The 14,938-nt window shown below is 36.1% G+C and carries 18 protein-coding genes; 13 read left to right on the top strand and 5 right to left on the bottom strand.

Features of this window, described 5'->3' with window-relative positions:
• The first annotated feature begins 145 nt into the window (after positions 1 to 145).
• The 10 genes from HMPREF9073_RS03210 (at position 146) to HMPREF9073_RS03160 (ending at position 8,517) form a co-directional block, all read left to right on the top strand.
• On the top strand, positions 146 to 529 hold the full coding sequence (locus HMPREF9073_RS03210; RefSeq protein WP_009412551.1) for a four helix bundle protein: 384 nt from the start codon (positions 146 to 148) through the stop codon (positions 527 to 529).
• 33 nt (positions 530 to 562) lie between these two features.
• Complete coding sequence (gene ribD, locus HMPREF9073_RS03205; protein WP_009412550.1) at positions 563 to 1,534, top strand: bifunctional diaminohydroxyphosphoribosylaminopyrimidine deaminase/5-amino-6-(5-phosphoribosylamino)uracil reductase RibD; 972 nt, start codon at positions 563 to 565, stop codon at positions 1,532 to 1,534.
• Between the two features lie 48 nt (positions 1,535 to 1,582).
• Positions 1,583 to 1,975 carry a 30S ribosome-binding factor RbfA gene (rbfA, locus tag HMPREF9073_RS03200; RefSeq protein WP_009412549.1) on the top strand — a complete coding sequence of 131 codons (393 nt, stop codon included), beginning with the start codon at positions 1,583 to 1,585 and terminating at the stop codon, positions 1,973 to 1,975.
• 15 nt (positions 1,976 to 1,990) lie between these two features.
• Positions 1,991 to 2,287 (top strand): DUF1493 family protein, encoded by a 297-nt coding sequence (locus HMPREF9073_RS03195; protein ID WP_009412548.1) that lies wholly within the window; start codon positions 1,991 to 1,993, stop codon positions 2,285 to 2,287.
• Entirely contained in the window at positions 2,284 to 3,039 is a 756-nt protein-coding gene (locus HMPREF9073_RS03190) for a hypothetical protein (protein ID WP_009412547.1), read from the top strand. The genes HMPREF9073_RS03195 and HMPREF9073_RS03190 overlap by 4 nt, the downstream gene beginning before the upstream one ends.
• A gap of 152 nt (positions 3,040 to 3,191) precedes the next feature.
• Entirely contained in the window at positions 3,192 to 4,214 is a 1,023-nt protein-coding gene (locus HMPREF9073_RS03185; RefSeq protein ID WP_009412546.1) for a virulence RhuM family protein, read from the top strand.
• Positions 4,215 to 4,367: 153 nt separating this feature from the next.
• Positions 4,368 to 5,522: an ABC transporter permease gene (locus tag HMPREF9073_RS03180; RefSeq protein ID WP_009412545.1), complete on the top strand. Its 1,155-nt coding sequence runs from the start codon at positions 4,368 to 4,370 to the stop codon at positions 5,520 to 5,522.
• Positions 5,523 to 5,541: 19 nt separating this feature from the next.
• Positions 5,542 to 5,991, top strand: coding sequence for a hypothetical protein (locus HMPREF9073_RS03175; RefSeq protein WP_009412544.1), 450 nt, complete (start codon positions 5,542 to 5,544; stop codon positions 5,989 to 5,991).
• Between the two features lie 670 nt (positions 5,992 to 6,661).
• Positions 6,662 to 7,234 carry a 1-acyl-sn-glycerol-3-phosphate acyltransferase gene (locus HMPREF9073_RS03165; RefSeq protein WP_198005887.1) on the top strand — a complete coding sequence of 191 codons (573 nt, stop codon included), beginning with the start codon at positions 6,662 to 6,664 and terminating at the stop codon, positions 7,232 to 7,234.
• A 23-nt stretch (positions 7,235 to 7,257) separates the two neighbouring features.
• Positions 7,258 to 8,517: a putative DNA modification/repair radical SAM protein gene (locus HMPREF9073_RS03160; RefSeq protein ID WP_009412541.1), complete on the top strand. Its 1,260-nt coding sequence runs from the start codon at positions 7,258 to 7,260 to the stop codon at positions 8,515 to 8,517.
• 147 nt (positions 8,518 to 8,664) lie between these two features.
• Here the strand turns inward: HMPREF9073_RS03160 and HMPREF9073_RS15870 are convergent, their stop codons facing one another.
• The 3 genes from HMPREF9073_RS15870 to HMPREF9073_RS03150 form a co-directional block, all read right to left on the bottom strand.
• Positions 8,665 to 8,808: a hypothetical protein gene (locus tag HMPREF9073_RS15870; protein ID WP_009412540.1), complete on the bottom strand. Its 144-nt coding sequence runs from the start codon at positions 8,806 to 8,808 to the stop codon at positions 8,665 to 8,667.
• A 173-nt stretch (positions 8,809 to 8,981) separates the two neighbouring features.
• Positions 8,982 to 9,824 (bottom strand): hypothetical protein, encoded by an 843-nt coding sequence (locus HMPREF9073_RS03155; protein WP_009412539.1) that lies wholly within the window; start codon positions 9,822 to 9,824, stop codon positions 8,982 to 8,984.
• Complete coding sequence (locus tag HMPREF9073_RS03150; RefSeq protein ID WP_034555229.1) at positions 9,824 to 10,645, bottom strand: HipA family kinase; 822 nt, start codon at positions 10,643 to 10,645, stop codon at positions 9,824 to 9,826. Before HMPREF9073_RS03150 ends, HMPREF9073_RS03155 begins: the two co-directional genes overlap by 1 nt.
• Before the next feature lie 522 nt (positions 10,646 to 11,167).
• Between HMPREF9073_RS03150 and HMPREF9073_RS03145 the strand changes: the two genes are divergently transcribed.
• Genes HMPREF9073_RS03145 through HMPREF9073_RS03135 form a run of 3 tightly spaced genes read left to right on the top strand, consistent with a single transcriptional unit; the run spans position 11,168 to position 13,614 of the window.
• The gene (locus HMPREF9073_RS03145) at positions 11,168 to 12,790 is read left to right on the top strand and encodes a lipocalin family protein (RefSeq protein ID WP_009412537.1); all 1,623 of its coding nucleotides are present in this window, start codon (positions 11,168 to 11,170) and stop codon (positions 12,788 to 12,790) included.
• Between the two features lie 33 nt (positions 12,791 to 12,823).
• Positions 12,824 to 13,195 (top strand): hypothetical protein, encoded by a 372-nt coding sequence (locus HMPREF9073_RS03140; RefSeq protein WP_009412536.1) that lies wholly within the window; start codon positions 12,824 to 12,826, stop codon positions 13,193 to 13,195.
• Between the two features lie 11 nt (positions 13,196 to 13,206).
• Positions 13,207 to 13,614: a hypothetical protein gene (locus tag HMPREF9073_RS03135; protein WP_009412535.1), complete on the top strand. Its 408-nt coding sequence runs from the start codon at positions 13,207 to 13,209 to the stop codon at positions 13,612 to 13,614.
• 36 nt (positions 13,615 to 13,650) lie between these two features.
• Here HMPREF9073_RS03135 and HMPREF9073_RS03130 read toward each other — a convergent pair whose 3' ends face one another.
• Together HMPREF9073_RS03130 and ccsA are read right to left on the bottom strand one after the other, a co-directional pair.
• Positions 13,651 to 14,010 carry a helix-turn-helix domain-containing protein gene (locus tag HMPREF9073_RS03130; protein ID WP_009412534.1) on the bottom strand — a complete coding sequence of 120 codons (360 nt, stop codon included), beginning with the start codon at positions 14,008 to 14,010 and terminating at the stop codon, positions 13,651 to 13,653.
• Positions 14,011 to 14,110: 100 nt separating this feature from the next.
• Positions 14,111 to 14,905 (bottom strand): cytochrome c biogenesis protein CcsA, encoded by a 795-nt coding sequence (ccsA, locus tag HMPREF9073_RS03125; RefSeq protein ID WP_009412533.1) that lies wholly within the window; start codon positions 14,903 to 14,905, stop codon positions 14,111 to 14,113.
• Positions 14,906 to 14,938: the final 33 nt, after the last annotated feature.

Below are 14,938 nucleotides of genomic sequence, written 5' to 3'. Positions count from 1 at the left end.
AGGTGAAAATTCGTGAGATAATACAAAACAAAGAGTTTTATACAATTCTAAATTCGTGAAAATTCGTGAAATTCATGAGAGATTTAAAACATTTTGCAGATTGTTTAATAATTACTTACGTCGAACTCACGTTAAATAAGAAGTTATGGACAATAGAAGCAACCAAAAAATAGAAGATTACAAAGATTTGATTGTTTGGCAAAGATCTATGGAGTTAGCAGAGGAGGTATACCGATTAGTAAAAAAACTTCCTAAAGAGGAACTTTTTGCTTTAAGTGACCAAATAAGACGTGCTGTTATATCTATTCCTAGTAATATTGCTGAAGGATATGAAAGAAACTCAACAAAAGAATATATTCATTTCTTATCAATAGCCAAAGGGTCAAAAGCTGAATTAGAAACACAATTATTACTATGCACTAAGATTCATTATCTCAATAATTCAGATATTGAAAAATCTATTTCTCTTATTCAAGAAATTGGAAAAATGATTAACTCTTTGCAAAAACATCTAATCCTTAAACTCTAAACCCTATTCCCTAAATCCTATCCCCTAACATCTATGATAAAACGCTGTATACAATTAGCTTATAATGGACTTGGCACTACATATCCTAATCCTCTGGTAGGTTGTGTGATAGTGCACGAAGGGAAAATCATCGGTGAAGGCTGGCACCAAAAAGCAGGTGAGCCTCACGCCGAAGTACGTGCTATAGCCTCAGTGAAAGACAAGTCGCTACTGTCTGAAAGTACGCTCTATGTGAGTTTAGAGCCTTGCAGTCATTATGGCAAAACACCCCCTTGCGCCGATTTGATTATCGCACACCGCATTCCCCGCGTGGTGATTGGCACAATCGACCCCTTTGCTAAAGTCGATGGTCGTGGTATTGAAAAACTGCGGGCTGCGGGCTGTGAAGTAACAGTGGGGGTAATGGAAAAAGAATGTAGGGAACTCAACAAACGCTTTTTTACCTTTCACGAGAAAAAACGCCCTTATATCTTCCTCAAATGGGCAGAAACTGCCGATGGCTTTATCGCTCCTGCTCTCAAAGATACACTTGCTCCTGTGTGGATTACCGATGCTTATACACGCCAAGAAGTACACAAAATGCGCAGTGAAGAACAAGCTATATTAGTAGGCGTAGGCACTGTATTAGCCGACAATCCTTCGCTCGACACTCGCGATTGGTATGGCAAAAATCCGCTACGGGTAATTATCGACCCTCACTTGCGCTCTCCTAAAGAGTTTAAAGTGTGGAACAACCAACAGCCAACACTTTTCATAACTAACAAGGAAAATGTAAGTGATAAAAGCTATGGACTACAAACAGAAGTAATAGGCATCGACCTCACCCACAATGTACCTCAACAAATCTGTGACCTGCTCTACCAGCGCAATATCCAAAGCCTTATAGTAGAAGGAGGTGCATACACCCTGCAACAATTTATCAATGCAGGTTTATACGACGAAATGCGTATCTACAAAAGCGAAGTGAGTTTCGGCGAAGGTGTAAGAGCTCCACAAATTAGCTAATTGACAAAATATTACTACCTTTGCACTACTTATTTAATCAATTATACAATGGAAAATAACAGACAAAAGAAAATAGCAGGCATTATTCAAGAAGAATTAGCCAAAGTGTTGCAGCAATCCATACGCGATGCTGGGCAACAAAATTTACTCGTTTCGGTAACTAAAGTAAATGTAACTGTAGATTTATCGGTGGCAAAAGTGTACCTCAGCGTATTCCCTGAAGCAAAGGCTGCCGAGGTGCTCAAAGGGGTAACTTCAAACGCTCCCCTCATCAAACACGAACTCTCACAAATCACCAAAAACCAGTTCCGCCGTATGCCGGAATTATTCTTCTATATAGATGACTCATTGCAATATATCGAGGGTATTGAACAATCACTCAAAGAAGAAGAAAACCCTATTGAGAACAGAGCTTTGCTCTACAAGAGAAAAATGACATAATCCTTGAGAGAAACTATGAGAGAGGAATTGCAACAACTCATTGAAAAGTTTGTAGGGAAAGAAGCTTTTTCTTCACAAACTGCCCTTAATAAAGAGCTGCATATTGAGGGTGATGATGCTGAGGATTTGTTGGTCGCGTTCAGTGAGGCTTTTGAGGTAGACATCAGCGACTTCCCTTTTGATGATTATTTTTATAGTGAATCAAAGGTTCCATACCTTTGGTTTATAAAGTTTTTGGGCTTAGGAAAGGAAAAGAAGCCTTTTTACATATATCAGTTAGAAACAGCTATCAAAATCAAGAGATTACTATGAGAACACTTCTATTTTGCTTATTTTTAGTGCCTTTTACTGTTTTCGGACAGAAAATGAGAACTGATCTTCAAGAAGAAAATTTAAAAGGAAAGGTAAAAACAACAGTTACTACCTACTATAAGGTTATTTATAAAAATGGAAAAGTAGTGCTTGATAACAATTCTAAAAACAATTCCTCAAAAGAGGAGGCTTTCTACAACAAAGATGGTAACCTACTAACTTTTAAAGAAATAGCTAATATTATTTCTTTAGAAAAATACCTCTACGACGAAAAAGGTAGGAAATTAAAAAAACAAGAGTCTAATAATGGTGGAATGTTAACGCTCGCTTCGGAGTATAGTTATACACAAGGGAAATATATTGAAAAAATATATATAGGAGACCTCTGTTGTATTGATACTTACAAATACAATGCACAAGGAGACCCTATCGAGAAAAGATCTATAGGAGTGGGGGAATGCAAGCAAGATATCGATTATAGCGTTAGTCTGAAATATGACTCTTCAAGAAGATTGATTGTCGCTAATTTATCAGGAGGACAGCGGATTACTAAATACACTTATAACAAAGAGGGCCATTTAGAAAAAGAAATACTCTATGAAGATGGTGATTTGATAGAGACCACACAATACCAATACATTTCTTTTGACACACATAAGAATTGGACAAAGCGCATTATATATTTAACTGACTATGAAGGAATAAAAAAACCTTTTAGAATAGAGACTCGTGTATTGACATATTATGAATAATATGCTTTTAGAACGCTTATTACAAGAACAAACATCTCAATTGAAGGGCGGTATCTACCACCGCACTCAAATAGATTTTTGTTATACAATCAAGATGAATACAAGGCAGTAATGGAATATTTCAGAGTTTAATTAATTACCTAAACTAAAAAATGGAAATACAAAAAGGAGAAATCATACTTTATCAGCGTGAAGATGGTTCAGCCCAACTCAATGTAAGGGTTGAAGGGGATACGGTATGGCTCACGCAGGAACAGATGTCGGTATTGTTTGGTAAAGGACGTACTACAATCACTGAACATATTTCTCATATTTTTGAGGAAGGTGAATTAGATGAAAAAGAGGTATGTCGGAATTTCCGACAAACCACTCAACACGGTGCTATAGAAGGAAAAACTCAAGAAAGAGAAGTAAAACATTACAATTTAGATGTTATTATTTCAGTTGGCTATCGTGTTAGGTCTGTACAAGGAACGCGCTTTCGCCAATGGGCAACACAACGACTAAAAGAATATATCGTAAAAGGCTTTACAATGGACGATGAGCGCCTCAAAGGCAACGGAGGAGGTGATTATTGGAAAGAACTACTCAATAGAATCCGCGATATTCGTTCAAGTGAAAAAGCTCTATACCGCCAAGTACTCGATTTGTATGCTACCAGCAGAGATTACGACCCTAAAAGTGAAACAACCCTCACTTTCTTCAAAATAGTACAAAACAAACTACATTACGCTAGCAGTCAGCAAACATCAGCTGAACTTATTTATCACAGAGCTGATAGCACCAAAGACTTTATGGGACTCACTACTTTCAAAGGCGCTTTACCCACCTTAAATGAAGCTAAAATTGCTAAAAACTATCTCACCGAAGAAGAATTATTCCGCCTAAACCGTCTTGTTTCAGCTTTTTTTGACTTAGCAGAACTTAAAGCTCAAACACAAAACCCTATGTATATGCAGGATTGGATTGAAGAACTAGATAAATTTTCAGCCAATTATGGCAAAGGTGTATTACAAGGAGCAGGCACTATTAGTCACGACGAAGCCGAGAAAAAAGCAACTCAAGAATACCGCGCTTATGAAGCCAGAACTCTTTCTCCTATTGAAGAATCATACTTAGAGAGTTTAAAAGCATTAGAAAAGAACACAACTAAATTATTAAAACACAAAAAATGAGTTGATTTAGCTATTTGCCAATTAGCAAATTATTTCTACCTTTGCCCCAATTATTACTCACACCCCAGCTGTGAACCCTCGCTGGCTTTACCTATTACTTGTTACCTGTTACCTAAAAAAATGTCTCCCATTCTCTACATAGCAAGGCGTTATATGTTCGCCAAAAGTTCACAGAACGTTATCAACATCATCAATAGGGTTACTGCCTTTGTAGTGGTGCTGGGCGGTGCTGCCCTATTTATCGTGCTTGCAGGATTTGCCGGTCTCAAAGAATTTACCCTCTCTTTCACCTCTACCTTCGACCCCGACCTGAAAATATTCCCAAAAACAGGCAAATACCTATCGATTACCAAACAAGACACTCTAAACTTACGCCAACTCTCCTCGGTTGCTCACTTCACTAAAGTATTAGAAGAACAGGTATTCCTCACTCATAACCAAAAGAACCATATCGCCTATATCAAAGGGGTAGATACTGAGTATCCATTGGTAAATGCAGTGGACAGCATCCTCGTATTAGGCAACTGGGATCTCACTCCCCCCAGTGTAATTGTGGGAGGCACCATCTTCAATAACTTAGGCTTGAACCTCGCCGATGGCTCTTCTCCCTTGCAAATAGTCGTCCCCAAAGCTGGTAAAGGTAGTATCCTAAACGACCCTATGCCTTACCGACAAGCCTTTTCGGTAGTGCAAGGCATCTATCAACTTACAGAAGATTTAGATAAGAAATACGTATTTTCGCCCTTAGATGAGGCGCAGTTTTTGTTGGGAGCAAACAAAAATCAAGTATCGGCTATAGAAGTGAAATTAGCCCCTAATGCCAATGAAAAAGAAGTAATTACGCAGCTCACACAGCTCTTTCACGAGCCCATAATTGTAAAAACCCGCGTACAACTAAACGATGCGCTTTACCGTATGCTCAACACCGAAAATATAGCGGTATATCTCATCTTTATTTTGGTGCTTATCATTGCACTTTTCAATCTTGTAGGGGCAATTATTATGATGATTTTGGATAAAAAGGAAGATTTGCAAACCCTCTACGCCCTTGGTATGAACGAAAAACAAATGCGACAGATATTCTTCTGGCAAGGCACAATGGCATCGGTATTAGGTGCCGTATTAGGGATTGTATTAGGAGCGATAATTGTGCTATTACAACAACGTTTTGAGTTTGTGAAGATAAGTCCTACCCTCCCCTACCCCGTTGCTATTACAGCGCTAAATATAGTAATTGTTTTTGCAACAATAGTAATATTAGGTGTTTTAGCTTCGTTAGTAGCCTCATCACGCGTACGTGTGAAATAAAATATTAAAAAAATATATTATGACAAAGAAAACATTATTCGGATCGCTCTATGCAATAGTAGGAGTTGGTTACATAACAGCCATATTACGCAACTATAGAACTGATGATTTTATGGAAGCCTACTTACCTAATTTCATCGTACTCATTGGGATGTATTTAATTCTCCCTATTTTAGAACCAGCATCTTACCAAAGTAACAACATCTTACGCAACATATTTCAGTTTGTTAAAAATAGGCTTTTCTTCTTTGGTTACTTCGGTCTTACTAGTGCTTATTTAAGTGCTACTCTTAGGAGTTTTGAGTGGTATGAAATACTCCCTAAACACTTAGCATTTTCTTTACTTACTATTTTTATTTTAGAATGCTTGCGACAATTTATTACAAAACGCTATAATAGTCAATATTATATCATTACTTGTTGTTTTATAATGCTAATCATTCTCCTTGCCAGACTCATTTGTTTTTAATACATCAACTTATAAAAACCCTTTTTTAAAAGATTGATTAAGTATGATTTTTAGAGCTTTTGTGTATTTACTTTTAGCTATCTCCATTGAAGAACAATACTAAAATAATATTTGCAATGAAGAATAAACTACAAAAAGTATTATTAATATTAGTTGTAATACTCTTCCCTTTTGTGTTACTTAAATTACCTAATGAAGCTATTGCAAGCAAGGTATTAGATCCTATTTTCTTTTTGGTATTGTCAATCCATCTCATCATAATTCTCTATGATAATTTAAAAAAGAAAAATAAGTAATCTTTTCCAACTATAAAGAAAAAGAGCGTTAGCTTGCTTTGATTATAGACTTTATCAAAGTCTTTCTATTTTAGCAAAGTGTAGCGACATAAAAGCAACTTTTTCGCTAACTCTTCTGCAAATTTGTCAATTTCCTAATTATTTGTACTTTTGCCGTAAATATTTAAAACAATCAAGGTTATGAACAGCAGAAAAATCGTTCTTATCGTAATGATGTGTCTTTCATTGTGCTTTTCTGGCTATTGCTTAATGGAATATCTCAACAACAAAATGCATTTCTTAACCATTATCTCTGGTTTGTTATTTTTTGTAACATTCTTAACTTCTTACCTCAGAATTGACAAATTGACAAATCAACAAATTGACAGTTTATGATTAAAAAATGGATTGGCTCTTTCGCCTTATGGGTGATGGGCTGGAAAATAGAACTACAGGGCGATCTAAAAAACCTCAATCGCTGTGTGTTGGTAGTAGCGCCTCATACTACCAATTGGGAATTCGTTCTCGGTATTTTGGCGTATTGGAAGTTTGAAAAACCTATCAAACTCATTATCAAAGATGCCCACACCAAAGCGTGGTACGGCTGGATCGTACGCAAATTGGGCGGCATAGGCATCAACCGCTCTCAGCACAACCACCTCATCGAGTTTATCACCCAACGCTTTAAAGAAGAAGATTTTAGCTTGGTGGTAACCCCCGAAGGTACGCGCTCTCGCGTAAACAAATGGCGTATGGGCTTCTACCATATCGCCCTTTCTGCCCAAGTGCCTGTAGTTTTGGGGGCTGGCGATTTTAAGAAAAAAACAATCTACATAGGCAAAACCATCTCCCTTACCGACCTGCAAACGCGCTCTCAAGAGAGTATTATGCAGGAAATTTACGATTTTTACAAGGATATCAATCCAAAATACCCCGAACAGTGGAACCCCCTATCCCCTATTTCCTAACCCCTATCCCCTAACCTCTAACAATGGACTTTGAGCGCATTAAAGAAAAATTAGCGATCCTCGCCGATGCTGCCAAATACGATGTGTCCTGCTCCAGTAGCGGAAGCTCGCGCAAGGCAGTGAAAGGTGAATTGGGCAACGCAGCCAATTTTGGTATCTGCCACTCGTTTACCGAGGACGGCAGGTGTATTTCTCTGCTCAAAATACTGCTTACCAACCATTGTATTTACGATTGTGTGTACTGCGTATCGCGACGCAGCAACGACATACAGCGCGCTGCTTTTAGCGTGCAAGAGGTGGTAGACCTCACTATCAACTTTTACCGCCGAAATTATATAGAGGGCTTGTTCCTCAGTTCGGGAGTGTTCAAAGACCCCGATACTACAATGGAACGATTGGTGCACGTGGCTAAAAAGTTGCGTTTAGAAGAGCGTTTCAATGGCTATATCCACCTAAAAACGATTCCAGGGGCGAGTGAAGCCCTCGTTCACGAGGCAGGACTCTATGCCGACCGCCTTTCTATCAACCTCGAAATCCCCACCAAAGAAGGACTCAAGTTGCTTGCACCCGAAAAAGATCATCAGCAGATGATCACCCCAATGCAGCAGCTGAAAAATGAATTGGCTATTCACTCTATTGAAAAGAAGAAATTCAAGCATACGCCAAAATTCGCCCCCGCCGGACAAACTACCCAAATGATTATAGGCGCTACTAATGAAACTGACCAGAAGATAATAAAAGTCGCCAGTTATATGTATGAGAAGTTAGAGATGAAGCGGGTGTACTATTCGGGATATGTACCGGTATTGCAAGACAGCCGATTGCCGTCTATTCACTCTCAGGTGCCTATAGTGCGTGAAAATCGTCTCTATCAAGCTGATTGGTTAATGCGTTACTACGGCTTTGCCCCCGATGAGATTTTAGATACACGTCAGCCCTTTCTCGATTTAGAAATAGACCCCAAACTCGCTTGGGCATTGCGCCACCCACACCTCTTTCCGGTAGATGTAAACACCGCACCTCGTGAGATGCTTTTGCGCATTCCAGGGGTAGGCGTACGCTCAGTGCAGAAGATACTCACAGCACGTACCTTCCAAAAACTCACCTATTACAGTCTCAAACAGATAGGAGTAACCCTCAGCCGAGCCAAATACTTCATCACTTGCAGCGGGGCAACCCCATTGGCAGGCACTATGGAGCCCACAAAACTCCGCCATTTGCTCATTGCCAACAGCCATAACAAACACAAAAAACTCTTCTCCGGACAGTTATCGCTGTTTTAATATACAAAAAAAGCTATCTAAAAAGACAGCTTTTTTTGTATATTTACTTTTGCTTTTAAGAATTAACCTTGTATTGGTTTTTAGAAAATTAGCATTAGTAAATTAGAATCGGGATTTTTTAATCGTTTCTAACCTTAGGGAACAAAATCAAGATTGTTTTTTTCTATTAGGATTCATTTGTTTGCCTCTATTCCCTTGGGCTTTGTCAAATTGTTTATTTGTGCCATCACTTCCTTTGTTTGGATTTTGCATATTGGCACAATTGTTTTCTGGGGTAATCTTTTTTCCCATTGTTGAAAAATTTAAGTGTTATTTACAAGCGCAAAAGTATAAATAATTTTCCTATTAAACAAATTGTTTGTTCCATCAGCTACTTATTGCCAACAGCTTCAAAGAATAATTATCTCAGTTTTAAAGGATAAAAAATAGGATATTTTTGACGAAAAATCTATTTTGATAGATTATCAGTCGGCAAAAAAAGGCGTTACCTGGTGTTGTGTAAAATAACTAGTTATTTCTCCTATATCTTGAAGTTCTACATAATCTATTATTTTGGTATTACGCAGGTTATTCCAAAGATGATGATTTTCTTTTAGTTTTTTGTCAGGTTCTTCGCCTATAAGATAGTATTTCCCTTTCTTATTTTGATTATCGTTTAATGCTTTCGTTAGAGATATAAAACTATTTATATTGTTACTTATAGTTTGAATGTTTCTTTTTAGGTTAAGTATATCTCCCGCTGTGGGGACTTCATTTTTACCTATAAACCCAACTTTTGTAGGAATTAGAAGGGTATTTAAATCTTTATTGGTAATTTCTCTATCTATATTGACCCTTTCTGATACTTCCTCATAAAAAGATATAGTTTGTGGTTTTTTCAATATATCTATATCCTTTTCTTTATCTATCAATACAGGATAACGAAATACATACATTTCAAAGAATTTTTTAAAGATGTCTTCATTAAGTTCTATATCGACAATTGTTGTCTCTCCAAATTGTATGAGATTATTTGAGTATTTTCCTAAATAGGATAGGTATTGTTTATTTACCCAATTATTTAACATTTCTTTTCTGGCAAATAAAGTGTCTGACTCATCGGTATTAAAACTTTTATATAGTGATTTTAGATATTGTTTTACGATAAGAAATGCTTCATTAGTGAATAAGTGTTTAACTTTTGTTAGTTTCTCATCGGAATAGTTGAAAAACAAAGTGTCATTATTTGCCATAATGAGCCCAACGCTGAATCTATCTGATGATAGAGCATTTGTTGATAAGTAGATAGGACAGTATAAGGTTTCCATTATGGTTTATGAATTATTGATGTTTGTATATATTTTCTAAATGTATGTTCACAAATTTTAAGCCAATCTTCTGTGAAAATTATGTCTATTTTAGTTTTGTGACTTTGTAAGTCTATATGCCATTTTTGAGGAACTTGATTTAATATAGATTGTAAATTGTCTTGACAATTCTTTGTAAATATAGGGAACTCTTTCAATAAATCATTCATTTCTCGCACTGTTTCTGTGTCATTCTTAAATATAAATGTAGCTAAATCAGAATTGAGCACACTGTCTCCTTGTGTTATTAGTTCCATTGATTGATCATATGCCATTGATGAATTGAAAATCTCTGTATTATCAATAATGTACAAAATTGAGAACCCTCCTTTTATTGCTTGTAATAACAAGTTATAGTTGTTAAAGGTTCTATCTTCATTGGATAGCCAAATATCAAAAAGGGCTATTTTGAGCAAATCATTTTTATTTTTAATCCTTCTAATAATATCTTTGTCTGTAAGTATTGTTTTATTAACTTCAATTGCATTCTGTAGAAAAAGCGACCCAAAACATTCCCTTTCAAAAAATCTTCGTTCTAATCCTCGTTTGTCTTCAAGAGGTTTTATATGTTTCTCATAGTCTATTTCTATAAAAGCCCCCTCTGGTATATTTATTTGCCATATTTTAGCAAATTGATAAGCTAATAATTCATTAAAGAGTTGGTTTACATCTCTATACTTACACACCCATTGGTTCAGGTCATTTGCCATTATCAAAACGGGGCTACTACCCTGTGTATCATATTTTTTTATAATGGATTGTATACTTTTTAATCTTTTCAATTGGGAGTTTTTGCAGATTTCTGTTGCAAAAATATAAAAATATTTTTATGTATATATTATATTTTTGTTATTTTTTATTTTTCACGTTAAAAAACGTTATAATTCAGTCTTTAGACATTAGACATTTAATGTATCAGATAATTTTCCTATTAAACAAAAAAAGCTACTAAGCAAGATGCTCAGCAGCTTTTTATTATCAAAATTAATTCCTAAAACACATCAAAAATGTGTTTCATACTGTTCTTTGTTGATGTCTACAAAGTCACCTTGACCTATCTTTTTGATGATATTGGTCACAAAACCTTTCATCTGTTCAAAAAGTCTCAAAATTGCATTTATGCCGCTACATTTTGGCAAGTCTTAAGACTTTTCTAAATTTGATTATACTGATAATCTATTTATTTAATCATCACTCTTTAGTTCAAAATAAGAAATATAAGTTCAAAATAAGAAATAATTAGTGTTGTATATCTTTTTTATCCGTGGTATTTTTGCCCCGTTTAATTCATAAAATTTCAAATAATGAAAAGATTATCAACAATTTTCACTGTGCTTTCACTTATAGCACTTACGATTATCGGTTGCTCCAAAGACGATGGAGGGAGCGACAACAACGGCAATAACAGTGGTAATGGCACTGGGAACAGTAATGGCAACAGCAATACTGGTCAGACTGTAACAGCTATTACACCCGATTTTCTCAACGGAACGTGGTCACACGTAGAATTTGAGTATGACGGAGTGAAGTTCTCTAACAATGCTAACCACCAAACTGAATGGAATTGTGTTAAAAAAGGGTCTTTTGTTTTTACCAAAAATCAAGTTACTCTTATCACCAATCAGTATGACGATGAGGACAATACTTGTACTGAAAATCGAGGTACCTTTAATTATACAGTAGAAAATGGCAAGGTTTATCTTGTAGTTCAAGGGAAGAAAGAACTTTTAGATATTACTAAAGCTGGGGATAACATCATAGTTTCAGTAAAAGATGAAGATGGTAAAACTACTAAACGCACCCTTACTAAAACCTCTTCTAATAGTACAGCACCAGCTGCGAAAAAAGCTACTGCAAAAATCACTGTATCAGGGGTTACTAATGGCGTAAAAGTAATCGTAGCTAATAGTACTTTTAAATCAAGCTACATAGCTGTAAAAGAGGGTACTGTAAGCAATGGAACTGCTACTATTGATGTATCAGAATATATAGGTAGAAAGCTGTATTTCATTGTAGAAAAAGACAATGAATATCTTTCTACTGAAGTAGAAAAAACAATTGCTGAAGGCGATAATACCATTGCTCTTACTGCCACTGCAAAGGATTATACTGTAAAGATAAAAGTAGTAAGCAATGGTACTGCTGTAAGTGGTAAAAAGGTGTATGCTACTGATTCTTATACTTTTCAAGCTCTCAGTTATGGACTTAAAACGGGTAATGGCAATGAAAATCTTTTAACTTCTACTAAAAATGCTACTACCAATGCACAAGGTATAGCTACTTTCAGCGACTTCCGTCCTACATACAACAATCAAAAATATACATTTTTTGTAGTTACTTCTTCTTCACCTTACTACAAAGAAGTAGAACTCGCTATTGATGGTACTGCTAAAGAAAGTACTATTACTCTTGCAGGAAGCCAAGCACAAACAAGAAAAGTAAACGTTGAATTCTTTGTAAGAGATAGTAATGAATACCTAAACAATGTAAAAATAACTATTGAAGGACAAACAAAAAGCACTAACACAATAGGTAGTGTTAAAGGTTATGTAGTTTTTGAACTTGAACAAAACAAAAGTTTTAGCTATACTGCTACTACCCCTTGTGGTCATACTAAAACAGGTAGTTTTACTACTAATGCTTATAGCAATATGGTTCAAGTAACCCTCAACACTACTGAAAACTGTAATAATCAAGCAAAAGGAACACTTATCATTAAAAACACTTCTAAAAATCCATATACTGTAAAAGTAGGAAATAGTACTTTTGTAATGGAAGGAAAAACGACAAGAACTTTTGAGGTAGCATTAGAAACTTATACCGTAAGCTGGAAACAAAACAAAGGTTATGCTTTTTATCCTACTGAAGGCTCTTACGATGCTGAATTTAGTAGAAACAACAGAGAAATTACAGTTTCTTTCCCCTAATCAATTTCGTAACCAATTAATTTTCATAAACCAATGAAGAAATTTTTAATTCTTGGTACAGCACTGCTAATGTTAAGTGCTTGTCGTACCACTAAAACAGATGTAGGGCAGTTTCGCGAAACCCCTACCGAAGATTATGTGTATGCCAAAGGTAAACAAGTATGGCTTTTTTGGGGACTACTTCCTATAGGACGGACTAAAGTAAATACACCCTCTTCAGGTAACTGTCAAGTAGTTACTCGTACTAACCTTGCTGATTTTTTGATTAGTGGAATTACAGCTGGTATTGTAACCACTGAAACTATCAAAATCAAAGCAAAACGTGAGAATGCTCCTCAACAAGCTCAACCTCAGAATGCAGGTAACACAACTATTGAAATACACAATCACAGTAATAACCAATAATCCACAAAGCAATGAAGAAATTTTTAATGTACACAACAGTATTGTTACTTACAGCAATCACCACATTTGCGTGTAGTAAAGACAAGGATGAAGACAAAGCGACTTCTGCTACTATTCAATTAGTAGACCTCTTAGGTAAACCTGTAAAAGGAGTGAGAGTATACGCTTACGATCAAGATACTTGGAATATGATGGGCGACGAAACATTTCACGCTACCTTCCAAGTAGTTTCTGATGATGCAGGTAATGCTACCGTTAGCAATCTTGATAAAGGAACGCAATTCACAAGTGTTAATAATGAGACCAATACTTTTACTTTTTCAGCACACTATACACTTAACAATAGTAGTAAAACTAAAAGAGTTTCTATTACTTTGAAAAAAGGAGATAATAAAACTGAAAAGTTGGTACTCAACTAAAACGATAAAAAGCTGCCTTAGGGCAGCTTTTTTTTATTATTTATTAAGCATCTCTTTGAGCATTACTATTTGCTCTTTCAGGGAAGCTATAGTTTCTTCGTATTGAGCTATTAATTTTTCGGGAATTTGATTCAAATGATATTCTCCATTACAAGTGCCAGAAGAATTATTATTGATGTTGAACACTTTTTTATCGTCGAAACCTAAAACTTTCATCGGGTCTACTTGCAAAATAGCACATATTTCGTTGAGGCGCGTAATGGTAAGTTGCGTCTCTCCTGATTCAATTTTTGAATAAGCGCGTGTAGAAATTCCTAATTGAGCCGCAACAAAGTCTTGAGAAACTCTTTTTACTTCGCGTGCTTGCTTTATCTTTACTTCTGGTTGTTCAATCATCTTAATACCATTTTAATAATCAGTAGGCAAAAGTATAAATAATTTTCCTATTAAACAAAAAAAGTCGCTTAGTGAGGTACTTAGCGACTTTTTTTATTATTTATCCAGAATAGGTATGTACACTCATTTGTGCTGTTGGTAAGTAGTTTACACCAAACCAGCAAACAAGGAGCAGTATAAAGGCGATTCCTACAATAAGGAAACTCTGGAATGGTTTCTTTTCTTTGTGATTGTACTTGTGGTGGAGATATACCAAATAGCCGAGCCAAGTGATAAATGCCCAAGTTTCTTTAGGGTCCCACGTCCAATAGTGTCCCCAAGCTTCTTTTGCCCAAAGGGCTCCAAAAAGCAATCCAAAGGTGAGGAATACATAACCTATTTTTACGAGTTGATCGATAACAATGAAAATTGATTGTACTTCTTGTCCTTTTTTATAGCGATAAATGCCATAGAAAGCGGTGAGTGATGCCATTCCTAACATTGCATAAGCAAATATATACACGATTACGTGTGGGATGAACCACACGCTCTGCAAGGCAGGCATTAGGGCTTTGTTCATTGTATCGGGGTGGGTGTAGGTAAGTACTACAAACACAATCCCCATTACAGCCGAATAACTGAGCATCCACTTTTGACGATAAAGCCAATAGATAGCACAGCCTATGAGCCCCATAAAGAATGCGTACCAAACGCGCGTTTCGGCAAGGGGGCGCAATGGTGGACGGTCTAAGTTTTGCCATAAGGCAACGATAAAACCTCCTATGGTTAGGGTGGCTACTAAATGAGCTGTAATACTGAGGTTTCTAAGGCTTTTGCTTTTGCTGTAGATAAGCGTACCAGAAAGTAGCCATAGGGCTACTGAAATGTATGTTATAAGATTGAAATAATGCCACATTTTTAATTAACAATTGACAATTAATAATTAACA

Origin of the sequence: Capnocytophaga sp. oral taxon 326 str. F0382, assembly GCF_000318295.1 — a bacterium.
Taxonomy (GTDB): Bacteria; Bacteroidota; Bacteroidia; order Flavobacteriales; family Flavobacteriaceae; genus Capnocytophaga; species Capnocytophaga periodontitidis.
Note: the sequence above shows the minus strand (reverse complement) of the source record. Positions and strands in the feature narration are given on the sequence as shown.